The organism is Enterococcus sp. DIV0358, from assembly GCF_051713465.1.
GTDB classification, from domain to species: domain Bacteria; phylum Bacillota; class Bacilli; order Lactobacillales; family Enterococcaceae; genus Enterococcus; species Enterococcus faecalis.
Window position 1 is genome coordinate 48036 of record NZ_JBIOPX010000001.1, and the last position, 11527, is coordinate 59562.

Consider the following 11527-nt stretch of genomic DNA (forward strand, 5'->3'; position numbering starts at 1 on the left):
GGAGTTCACCCTATGAGTTGGTTGAAACGTAGCGTTGCAGCTGTTAAAAGAAACGATCCTGCAGCGCGGACCACACTAGAAGTTCTTTTAACGTATCCTGGCTTGCACGCCCTGTTTTGGCATCGCTTGTCTCATTTCTTATATAGGCATCAGTTGTTTTTGTTGGCGAAGATTCATGCACAATTTTGGCGTTTCATAACGGGCGTAGAAATTCATCCCGGAGCCACAATTGGTGCGGGAGTTTTTATCGATCACGGCATGGGCATTGTGATTGGGGAAACCGCGGAAATAGAAGAAGATGTTGTTTTGTTTCACGGAGTGACGTTAGGTGGGACCGGTCGTGATACGGGTAAACGCCATCCAACAGTGAAAAAAGGAGCGATGATTTCGGCACGAGCTCAAATTTTAGGGCCAGTTGTGATTGGTGAACGTTCAAAAATTGGGGCGGGTGCTGTTGTTATTTCAGACATCCCAGCAGATGCTACAGCTGTGGGTGTGCCTGCGAAAGTCGTTCGTCTAAATGGAAGAAAGGTGGAAAAAGGGCATGATTAAAATTTATAATACATTGACCAGAGAAAAAGAAGTATTTACGCCAATTGAGGCGCATAAAGTTCGGATGTATGTCTGCGGACCAACCGTGTATAACTATATCCATATCGGTAATGCGCGCAGTGCGATCGCCTTTGATACGATTCGTCGTTATTTTGAATATCGTGGGTATGAAGTGAATTATGTCTCGAACTTTACAGATGTCGATGATAAAATTATCAAGGCAGCTAAAGAATTGAAAATTACTGCGCCGGAAGTGGCGGAGCGTTTTATCAAAGCCTTTGAAGAAGACACGCAAGCATTGAATGTCCAACCAGCAACGTTACATCCTCGGGTGATGGACCACATGCCTGATATCTTAGCTTTCATCGAAGTTTTAATTGAAAAAGGTTTTGCTTATGAGGTCGCAGGTGATGTGTATTATCGCACCCGTAAATTCCCTAATTATGGTAAATTAAGCCATCAATCGATTGATGAATTAGAAGTGGGGGCAAGTCAACGAACTGGCGTTGAACAACAATTAAAAGAAGACCCATTGGATTTTGCTCTTTGGAAAAGTGCCAAAGAAGATGAAATTTCTTGGGATTCTCCTTGGGGGAAAGGACGTCCCGGCTGGCATATTGAATGCTCTGTCATGGCGACAAAACACTTGGGAGAGACGATTGATATTCATGGTGGTGGACAAGATTTAGAATTTCCACATCATGAGAATGAAATTGCACAGAGCGAAGCCAAAACAGGCCATACCTTTGCCAATTACTGGATGCATAACGGCTATGTCACAATTGGTGAAGACGATGAAAAAATGAGTAAATCCCTAGGCAACTTCATTACTGTTCATGAAATGATTCAAAAAGTGGATCCGCAAATTTTACGTTTCTTTATGTCCACCACCCAGTACCGTCGCCCGATTCGTTATAGCGAAAGCACTCTAAAAGAGGCAGCAGCCAATTATCAAAAATTGAAAAATGCGTTTGAAAATTTACGTTTTAGACAAGCAGATGCGGTCGCAAGTTTGCCAGAGGATGAACACTATTTGGCTCAATTAAACGAATTAGAACAACGTTTTATTACGGAAATGGACGATGATTTCAATGCAGCTAACGGGATTACGGTCGTTTATGAATTAGCGAAGATGATGAATCAGTATAGTGAACAAGCGACAGTTTCGGAACCAGTTCTAGTGGCGATGGATAAGCTTTTCAGTGGCTGGTTAGCTATTTTTGGTTTATTCTTTAAAAACGAAGAATTAGTGGATGCACAAGTCGATGCGTTAATTGAAGAACGGAACCAAGCACGGAAAGACCGTGATTTTGCCCGAAGTGATGAAATCCGCGATTTATTAAAAGAACAAGGCATTGTTTTAGAAGATACTCCGCAAGGAACGAGATGGAGAAGAAGTGAATGAGAGATTACAAACAATTAAACGGTTTAGCTTTGGCCTATGTTGGCGATGCGATTTATGAAATTTACATTCGTGATTATTTAGTTTCCTTGGGACAAACGAAACCGAATGTTTTGCATCGCATGGCGACACACTACGTGTCAGCAAAAGCCCAAGCAAGCTTAATGCAAGCGATGTTAGCGGGAGAAATGCTAACGGAGGAAGAAGAAGTGATGTACAAACGCGGTCGGAATGCTAAAAGTCACACCTTTGCTAAAAATGCTGATGTGACGACCTATCGGGTAGCGACCGGTTTCGAATCCTTGATGGGTTATTTACATTTAACACAACAAAAAGAACGTTTAGAAGAATTAATTAACTGGTGTATCAAGAAAGTAGGTGAAACCAATGAAAAATGAAAAATCTCGTCCTTTTAAAAAAGGTAAGAAACGTCCAGAGCGTTCAGACAAGCGTTCAAAAGAACGGAACCCACGACCAGCGACAGCAGGTGCTGATGGAACCTCAGAAGAGCTAGCAGATAACTTTGTCTTTGGTTTCCATGCCACTGTTGAGGCGTTGCAGCAAGGACGCGGGAATAAATTGTTTTTACAAGAAGATGCTCGTGGCGAGAAAATTGAGCAATTAAAACAAGCAGCGAAAGAACAGGCGGTTCCAGTCAAATGGGTGCCTAAAGCAAAATTAGATACGATGAGTGATCACGGCGTGCATCAAGGCATGGTTTTAGCAATCACAGCGTATCAATATTTAACTTTAGAAGAATTATTGGAACAAACAAAAGAAAAGACAGAAACACCATTTTTTCTAATTTTAGACAGTCTAGAGGACCCACATAACTTTGGCTCAATTTTGCGAACAGCTGATGCGACAGGCGTGGACGGTATTATCATTCCGAAACATCGTGCAGTGGGAATTACACCAACCGTAACCAAAGCGTCAACAGGGGCCGTGGAACATATTCCAGTGGCTCGTGTAACGAATCTAGCGCAAAGTATTGCAACGCTAAAAGAGAATCAATTTTGGATTTTTGGTACAGATATGTCTGGGACGGATTATCGTCGCTGGAATACACAAGGCGCAATTGCCTTAATCATCGGAAATGAAGGTCGTGGCATGAGTCAAGGTCTTCATAAAGAAGTGGATGAATTATTAACGATTCCGATGACTGGACACGTTCAAAGCTTAAACGCTGGTGTGGCTGCAGGCTTGCTAATGTATGAAGTCTATCGTGGCCGCAACCCATTATAGAAGAAGGCGATTGTATGAAAAAACAATTGTTAATCGTTGATGGCTATAACATGATTGGTGCTTGGCCAGAATTGGTCCAATTGAAAAAGCAAGAGCGTTTAGAGGATGCGCGTGAACTGCTTCTTAGTCGTCTGTCCAATTATGCCAAATATGAAGGGTTGGAAATCATTGTGGTCTTTGATGCCCAACTAGTCCCAGGCATTCAGCAAACGTACAAAAAGTACCTTTTGACCGTGGTTTTCACCAAAGAAGATGAAACAGCAGATAGTTATATTGAACGTCTAGCTGGTGAAAAAAATGATCGTTTAACGCAAGTAACAGTCGCAACGAGTGATTTGGCTGAACAATGGGTGGTCTTTTCACAAGGTGCATTGCGGACTTCGGCCAATGAACTTTACAAAGCTGTCCAGAAAACAGAAAAGACGATTGCCATTCATGCAACGGATATCCATTTTCAGCAATTTCGTCGAAATTCTCCATGGAACGTGGAGCAGTTATCAAAACTTTCTGAGAAGCTAGAAGAATTGTCTCAAAAAAAAGATTAAACAAATGTTCGCTTAAGTCATAAATTTCTAACATGCTATGCTCTCCTAAATCATTCGATACGTTTATCGAAAAGGAGGGCTTTTTATGTTAGAACAGATTCAACAAGCATTAGCAGGAGACCAAGAACAATTTCAAGCCTTATATGGGCAATATCAGCCAGTGATTTATAAGTGCATGAAAAAATACTATTTAAAAGATTATGATACTGAGGACTGGCTTCAAGAAGGGCGAATTGTCTTCTTTCGGACGTTAGAACGATTTGATTCAGGAAAACAAGCATCATTAGGAAAGTTTTTTAAACGAAATTTTGAAAATCACGTACATAGCTTAATTCGCCATCAATGCGCCTATAAGCGGCGAACAGATACCTTGTCTATTTCTCTGGAACAACGATTAGAAAGCGCTGGTGAAGAGTTAGTGGACTATTTAGGGACAACGGCCACCGACCCATTAGGTCAATTAATGATTCAAGAAAAATTGGCAGCTTTTCCGACACGTCTTTCCTCGTTGGAACAACAAATTTTAAACGCATACTTAAAAGGCTACACGTTAGAAGAAATCGCTAAAGTACGTGGGGGAACTTTTTCAGCTGTCCGAAGTGCCTATGATCGTGCCAAAGCAAAAATGAAATATACATTAGAAAATGAATAAAAATTCGACAAAACAGCCGGTTTGTCGAGCAAAAGTAGTTGCAAACAGACTTCTAGTATGATAAACTTGAAATTTTTTAAAAAAAGTGATATAATGTTTCTCGAGGTGAATGCAATGCCAACAACGTTATCGTCAATTAAGAAAGATTTGGAAGGCCGTATCGGCAGTGAAATTATGTTAGTTGCTCAGACTGGAAGAAAGCGCCAAACAGAACGTAAAGGAATCTTAACGGAGACTTATCCATCTGTTTTTGTTGTTGACTTGGATCCAGACGAGAACTCATTTGAACGTGTATCTTATAGCTATTCAGATGTTTTAACACGCACCGTTGAAATCGAATTCATCGGTCAAGCCGTATAATTTAGAAAGTCCGCTTAGGAGTGAAGGAAGAGCCCTTCGTTCCTAAGCTCTTTTTAATTTCAGCCATCTGTCGTCAGAGAAAGAGCAATCTTCGGTGTACTTCTTCATGGACATATGATAGAATCTAAAAGATTAAAATGTTGGTAGACAAAAGATTAAGGAAGGTGAATCAGGGAACCGATGGAAATAATCGAACGAGCTCCTGCGAAAATTAATCTTGGGTTAGATGTTCTGCATAAACGTGTGGATGGCTATCATGAAGTTGAATCTATTTTTGCAAGTGTAGATTTAGCCGATCATTTAACTTTTGAAAATCTAGAAGAAGACATCATTCGTATTGAAACGGACAGCTCTTTTTTACCCGTGGATCGACGGAATCATGTCTATCAAGCAGTTGACTTATTAAAGCGTACCTATAATATTCATAAAGGAATTAAAATATATATTGAAAAACGTATCCCCGTGGCAGCTGGTTTAGCAGGGGGGAGCAGTGACTGTGCCGCAGCATTACGAGGCTTGAACAAACTGTGGAATCTGGGGTTGACGATGGACGAACTCTGTGAAATTGGTAGCCAAATTGGTATGGATGTTCCTTATTGTTTAAGGGGCGGAACAGCCTTTGCAAACGGACGTGGGGAGAAAATTGAAACATTACCGACCATGCCTCAATGTTGGATTGTGTTAGTAAAGCCAAGAATTAGTGTATCCACTAGTACCGTTTTTAATGATTTAGCGGTAGATGAATTGCACCATCCAGATATTGCTGGACTAAGAATAGCTATTGAAAATGGTGATTATACTGGGATGACCCAGACGGTCGGCAATGCGTTGGAAAGTGTCACGATTGCCAGACATCCGATCGTGCAACAAATCAAGGATCGCATGCTGAAGTACGGCGCTGATGCAGCGTTGATGAGCGGCAGTGGACCGACAGTCTTTGCTTTATGTGAAAAGAAAACACGAGCACAACGGATTTATAATGGACTCAAAGGCTTTTGCGAAGAAGTTTATTTGGTTCGGACATTGAAATAAATAAAAACGACAGAGCGTGGAGCAAAAACCCAAAGTGATTTTTGTCCCACGCTCTGTTGTTTTTTTAAATTTATTCCTTGACGTCCCGTGATCCATTTGGTACATTATTCCTGGCAAATCGTAAATATTACGGTTTATAATAGGTAAATCGAAAAGAGGACATAACATGACGAAAATCTACCGCCGTTTGATAATCGGCGTTACTTTAGCAATCAGTGCTTTTCTTTTAGCTAGTTGTGGGCAAACCACACAATCGCCAAAAGAGAAGAAAGAGCTCACGGTAATGACTACTTTTTATCCGATGTACGACTTCGCAAAACAAGTCGTTGGTGATGAGGGAGAGGTTGAGCTGTTGATTCCAGCTGGAACGGAACCACACGATTATGAACCAAGCGCAAAAGACTTAGCGAAAATTACTGATGCGGATGTCTTTGTTTATAATAGTAAAGAGCTAGAAACTTGGGTTCCGAATGTTATTGAAAACTTGGACACGAAAAAAGTTTCAATCGTGGAAGCCAGTCAATCCATTCAATTGATGCAAGGAACAGAAGAGGAAGAATCTGGCGAAGAAGGTCATGAAGGCCATAACCATTCTCACGAACTGGATCCGCATGTCTGGTTAGATCCCGTGTTAGCGCAAAAAGAAGTGATAGCGATTCGGGATGCGCTTATCAAAAAATATCCTGAGAAAAAAGCCGTATTTGAAAAAAATACCGCTGCTTATTTGGAAAAATTGACTGCGCTAGATAAGGAATACCAAGCTGCATTTGCAGGCGCTAAAAATCGGACCTTTGTGACGCAACATGCTGCATTTGGCTATTTGGCAAAACAATATGACTTGACCCAAGAACCGATTGCTGGGATTTCTCCAGACCAAGAACCTTCGCCAAGTCGTTTAGCCGAATTAAAAAAATATATTAAAACAAACAATGTTTCTGTGATCTATTTTGAAGCATCGGCTTCTACAAAAGTAGCCAAAACATTGGCAGATGAGACAGGCGTCGAATTAGCCGTATTGAATCCTTTAGAGAGTTTAACTCAAAAAGAACAAGAAGCAGGCGAGAACTATGTGTCTGTCATGAAAGAAAACCTCGCCGCTTTACAAAAAAGCATTCATTAATCTGGCAACAGAAAGGAGCCAACTTATGCATTATATTGAAGTCGAAAATTTAACCTTCTATTATGATGATGAACCTGTTTTAGAAGATGTTTCTTATTATGTTGATCCAGGGGAATTCGTTATTTTAACAGGAGAAAATGGCGCTGCCAAGTCAACGCTGATCAAAAGTACCTTAGGGTTATTAAAACCAGCAAGTGGCAAAATTACGGTCGCTAAAAAAAATAGTGCTGGTGAAAAAATCAGCATTGGCTACATTCCACAACAAGTCGCTTCTTTCAACGCGGGCTTTCCTAGCACCGTCATTGAATTAGTACGTTCAGGTCGTTTTCCCAGAAATCGTTGGTTCAAACCGTTGTCGAAAAAAGATCATCTTCATGTGGAAAAAGCTTTGAAATCAGTGGACATGTGGGAAATGCGCCACAAACGAATTGGCGAGCTTTCTGGCGGGCAAAAACAACGAATTAGTTTAGCACGAGTGTTTGCGACTGATCCAGATTTGTTTATTTTAGATGAGCCAACAACAGGTATGGATGAACAATCGCGAAACGAATTTTATCAATTGTTGCAACACAGTGCGCATGAACATGGAAAAGCTATTTTGATGATTACGCATGATCATGAAGATATCAAAACCTATGTAGATCGTCAAATTCGTCTTGTCCGCAAAGAAGATTCGAAATGGCGTTGCTTCCATATGAGTGAAGAATCGTATACGTAAATTTTCCAATAAAACGTTATCTGGCTCGATAATAACGAAAGCCTAGGAACAGCTTAAAGAAATGTTGGAAAAATTTAAAAAATAAGCAGGAATTAAAAAATTAATTCGCTTAAACGTCGCTACAATGGTAGTGTTCATTTTAGCGGTAAGGAGTGAATCGTATGGCAGAAATGCTTTCTTATGCATTTATGCAAAAGGCCTTTTTAGCAGCACTGTTTATCTCAGTGATTGCCCCAATGCTCGGCGTCTTTCTAGTTATTCGCCGACAATCTTTAATGGCAGATACCCTTTCACATGTGTCATTAGCCGGTGTGGCACTAGGCTTCTTTTTTAATTGGAATCCTAATTTAATGACCTTAATTGTCGTGATTGTGGCTGCAATCATTCTAGAATATTTACGAATGATTTATAGCACCTATTCAGAAATTTCGATTGCTATTTTAATGTCAGGCGGTTTGGCTTTGGCGTTAGTTTTAATGAATTTAACAGGAGGCAATTCAGCTGCTAGTATTCAATCGTATTTATTTGGTTCCATCGTCACGATTACGTGGGATCAAGTGGTTATGTTGGCAATTTTATTCGTAGTTTTAGTTCTATTGTTTATGTTATTTAAACGCCCGATGTATGTTTTAACATTTGATGAAGATACTGCTCATGTTGACGGGCTACCTATTCATTGGATGTCGATGCTTTTTAATGTAATTACTGGTGTGGCGATTGCTGTGATGATTCCGATCGCGGGAGCCTTGTTAATTTCAGCAATTATGGTCTTACCAGCTGCGATAGGTATGCGAATTGGTAAAGGCTTTAACACGGTGATTATTATCAGTGTGTTTATGGGCTTGATTGGCATGCTAACAGGGTTGACTAGCTCGTATTATTTGGAAACACCACCGAGTGCAAGTATTACCCTAATTTTTATTGGTTTATTCTTATTAGTCAATATTTATCGCCGAGTGGTTGTTATGGTCCAACGAAAACAAAAAATGCAAAGAAACTAAGGAGAAAAACGAAAGTTTTTCTCCTTTATTTCTTTTTTTTAAAAGAAATGGCGAACTATTTTCAGTTATTTGAAAAAAATCCTCGAATTTTTCGGTTAAACCCCTTATAATAAGGAACGATAGAATGAAAAGGAGTGACGAATTTGAAAATTCGGAGAAGTGAACGATTAATCGATATGACCCAATATCTTTTAGATCATCCCCATACATTGGTTTCTTTGACATATTTTGCTGACCGATACCAATCTGCCAAGTCTTCCATTAGTGAAGATTTAGCAATTGTTAAAAAAACATTTAAAGAACGTGGAACAGGTATTTTAGAAACGATTCCAGGCGCTGCAGGCGGTGTCCGCTTTATCCCTGAAATTCCTTATGAGGAAGCGAAGCAGTTGATTATGGATTTGTGTGATCGTTTGTCAGAACAAGATCGCTTATTACCTGGGGGTTATGTTTATCTTTCAGATTTACTTGGGGAACCGAATTTATTAAGACAAGTGGGCCGGATTATTGCTTCTAAATATTTAGGCAAACAAATTGATGCGGTAATGACCGTTGCGACCAAAGGAGTGCCAATTGCGCAAGCTGTGTCTTATTACTTAAATGTTCCGTTTGTGATTGTTCGTCGCGATTCTAAGATTACTGAAGGTTCAACGGTGAGCGTGAACTATGTATCAGGGTCTTCAGAACGTATCGAAAAAATGGAACTTTCAAAACGCAGCTTAAAACGCGGCTCAAAAGTTTTAGTCGTGGATGACTTCATGAAAGGCGGCGGCACCGTCAATGGTATGAAGAGTATGATTGAAGAATTTGAAGCAGAACTTGTGGGCATTACCGTTTTTGCTGAGTCAAAATTCAATGGCCGTCGTGCAATCGATGACTACACTTCGCTATTATATGTGGAAGATGTGGATACACAAACAAAAACGATTAGCGTAGTCCCAGGAAACTATTTCACAGAGAAATAATTTGAAAAAGAACCTGAAAATGGTCCATTCCATTTTCAGGTTCTTTTTTTCTGTTTTATTCCTTTAAAAAAAGATGAGAAAATAAATTGGTCTACCTTTTAAATGCCTTATTTTGTTGAAAAAGACAAAAGAGTAAGATAAACTAGAAAAGGTATAATGAGGACGATTTAGAAGAAAATCAAACAATTTAGTTAATTTGAGGTGGCAAACGTGGAAAATAGATACGCAATTATTTTAGCAGCTGGTAAAGGAACACGCATGAAATCTAAACTTTATAAAGTATTGCATCCAGTTGCTGGTAAACCAATGGTCGAACATATTTTAGATCAGGTAGAACAAACAGAACCAACAGAAATCGTGACAATCGTTGGACATGGGGCGGAAATGATTAAAAGCCATTTAGGCGAACGTAGTCAATATGCCTTACAAGCTGAACAATTGGGAACTGGGCATGCAGTCATGCAAGCACAAGAGTTATTAGGTGGTAAACAAGGAACAACATTAGTTATTACAGGGGATACGCCGTTATTAACTGCGGAAACCTTGAAAAATTTATTCGATTACCATCAAGGTAAGAATGCAAGTGCGACTATTTTAACAGCGCATGCGGAAGACCCAACAGGCTATGGTCGAATTATTCGTGACCATGTGGGCATTGTAGAACGAATCGTGGAACAAAAAGATGCCAGTGAAGAAGAAGCACGTGTTCAAGAAATTAATACAGGAACCTTCTGTTTTGATAATGAATCATTGTTTGAAGCGTTAGCGAAAACAGATACAAACAATACACAAGGGGAATACTATTTAACAGATATCATTGAAATTTTGAAAAAAGAAGGCAAAGCTGTCGCTGCTTACCAAATGGCAGACTTTGACGAAGCAATGGGTGTAAATGATCGCGTCGCTTTATCCACTGCTAATAAAATTATGCATCGTCGTTTAAATGAAATGCATATGCGAAATGGTGTTACATTTATTGATCCAGATACAACGTATATTGATGAAGGTGTGGTAATTGGTTCAGACACAGTCATTGAAGCGGGAGTCACTATCAAAGGAAAAACAGTGATTGGCGAAGATTGCTTGATTGGCGCACATTCAGAAATCGTTGATAGTCACATCGGCAATCAAGTGGTTGTTAAACAGTCTGTGATTGAAGAAAGTGTGGTTCGCGAGGGGGCCGATGTGGGTCCGTATGCACATTTACGTCCTAAAGCAGATGTGGGGGCAAACGTACACATTGGTAACTTCGTGGAAGTAAAAAATGCAACAATCGATGAAGGAACAAAAGTGGGCCATTTAACATACGTTGGTGATGCAACATTAGGCAAAGATATTAATGTCGGTTGCGGCGTTGTTTTTGTTAATTATGATGGCAAAAATAAACACCAAACAGTCGTGGGTGATCACGCGTTTATTGGCTCTGCAACGAATATTGTTGCGCCAGTCACGATTGGTGATCATGCGGTGACTGCTGCTGGTTCAACTATCACAGAAGATGTCCCTTCAGAAGATTTGGCGATTGCCCGGGCACGTCAAGTGAATAAAGAAGGCTATGCTAAAAAGTTACCTTACATGAAGGATTAACCTCAAATAAAAAAGAACGCTCTTTTGCTTAAGCAAAAGAGCGTTCTTTTTCCTACTTAAAGACTAGACCAATTGCTGCTAATATTTGTTTAGAGGTATTCAAGGACTAGACCAATGCTGTTTATTCGGTATTTTTAGTTATTTTTTTCAAAAAAATAGTTTTTGTTCCGCTTTTCCAATATAAAAAGACTTTCTTTTTTATAAAGTTCGTGTTTTGGTCAAAATTACTATTTTTTTCACAAACAAACCCGCTATATTGTCCAAAAATAAAAACAATTTACAGGAAAAACATCTTATTTTAACGGAATTTACTGTTTTTTATTTAACGGATATATTATGATAGGAAAA

The 11527-nt window shown here is 39.6% G+C and carries 13 protein-coding genes; all 13 read left to right on the forward strand.

The window, feature by feature from the left end; translation table 11 throughout:
* Nucleotides 1-12 precede the first annotated feature (12 nt).
* The 13 genes from epsC (at nucleotide 13) to glmU (ending at nucleotide 11179) form a co-directional block, all read left to right on the forward strand.
* Nucleotides 13-552 (forward strand): serine O-acetyltransferase EpsC, encoded by a 540-nt coding sequence (epsC, locus tag IGK70_RS00200; protein WP_002356054.1) that lies wholly within the window; start codon nucleotides 13-15, stop codon nucleotides 550-552.
* A complete protein-coding gene (gene cysS / locus IGK70_RS00205; RefSeq protein ID WP_002359235.1) occupies nucleotides 545-1957 on the forward strand; it encodes a cysteine--tRNA ligase in 1413 nt (470 codons plus the stop codon). The genes epsC and cysS overlap by 8 nt, the downstream gene beginning before the upstream one ends.
* The gene (locus IGK70_RS00210) at nucleotides 1954-2352 is read left to right on the forward strand and encodes a Mini-ribonuclease 3 (protein WP_002356056.1); all 399 of its coding nucleotides are present in this window, start codon (nucleotides 1954-1956) and stop codon (nucleotides 2350-2352) included. Before cysS ends, IGK70_RS00210 begins: the two co-directional genes overlap by 4 nt.
* Complete coding sequence (rlmB, locus tag IGK70_RS00215) at nucleotides 2342-3199, forward strand: 23S rRNA (guanosine(2251)-2'-O)-methyltransferase RlmB (protein WP_002356057.1); 858 nt, start codon at nucleotides 2342-2344, stop codon at nucleotides 3197-3199. Before IGK70_RS00210 ends, rlmB begins: the two co-directional genes overlap by 11 nt.
* Before the next feature lie 14 nt (nucleotides 3200-3213).
* Nucleotides 3214-3744 (forward strand): NYN domain-containing protein, encoded by a 531-nt coding sequence (locus tag IGK70_RS00220; RefSeq protein ID WP_002356058.1) that lies wholly within the window; start codon nucleotides 3214-3216, stop codon nucleotides 3742-3744.
* A gap of 85 nt (nucleotides 3745-3829) precedes the next feature.
* Nucleotides 3830-4396 carry a sigma-70 family RNA polymerase sigma factor gene (locus tag IGK70_RS00225; protein WP_104855841.1) on the forward strand — a complete coding sequence of 189 codons (567 nt, stop codon included), beginning with the start codon at nucleotides 3830-3832 and terminating at the stop codon, nucleotides 4394-4396.
* Between the two features lie 57 nt (nucleotides 4397-4453).
* On the forward strand, nucleotides 4454-4756 hold the full coding sequence (locus IGK70_RS00230) for a Veg family protein (protein WP_002383497.1): 303 nt from the start codon (nucleotides 4454-4456) through the stop codon (nucleotides 4754-4756).
* 180 nt (nucleotides 4757-4936) lie between these two features.
* Complete coding sequence (ispE, locus tag IGK70_RS00235; protein ID WP_002379846.1) at nucleotides 4937-5788, forward strand: 4-(cytidine 5'-diphospho)-2-C-methyl-D-erythritol kinase; 852 nt, start codon at nucleotides 4937-4939, stop codon at nucleotides 5786-5788.
* 166 nt (nucleotides 5789-5954) lie between these two features.
* Complete coding sequence (locus IGK70_RS00240) at nucleotides 5955-6908, forward strand: metal ABC transporter substrate-binding protein (protein WP_002383496.1); 954 nt, start codon at nucleotides 5955-5957, stop codon at nucleotides 6906-6908.
* A 25-nt stretch (nucleotides 6909-6933) separates the two neighbouring features.
* Nucleotides 6934-7626, forward strand: coding sequence for a metal ABC transporter ATP-binding protein (locus IGK70_RS00245; RefSeq protein WP_104855840.1), 693 nt, complete (start codon nucleotides 6934-6936; stop codon nucleotides 7624-7626).
* Nucleotides 7627-7787: 161 nt separating this feature from the next.
* Entirely contained in the window at nucleotides 7788-8627 is an 840-nt protein-coding gene (locus IGK70_RS00250) for a metal ABC transporter permease (RefSeq protein WP_002383493.1), read from the forward strand.
* A gap of 143 nt (nucleotides 8628-8770) precedes the next feature.
* Nucleotides 8771-9592, forward strand: coding sequence for a pur operon repressor (gene purR / locus IGK70_RS00255; RefSeq protein WP_010816234.1), 822 nt, complete (start codon nucleotides 8771-8773; stop codon nucleotides 9590-9592).
* A 201-nt stretch (nucleotides 9593-9793) separates the two neighbouring features.
* Complete coding sequence (glmU, locus tag IGK70_RS00260; protein ID WP_002356067.1) at nucleotides 9794-11179, forward strand: bifunctional UDP-N-acetylglucosamine diphosphorylase/glucosamine-1-phosphate N-acetyltransferase GlmU; 1386 nt, start codon at nucleotides 9794-9796, stop codon at nucleotides 11177-11179.
* Nucleotides 11180-11527: the final 348 nt, after the last annotated feature.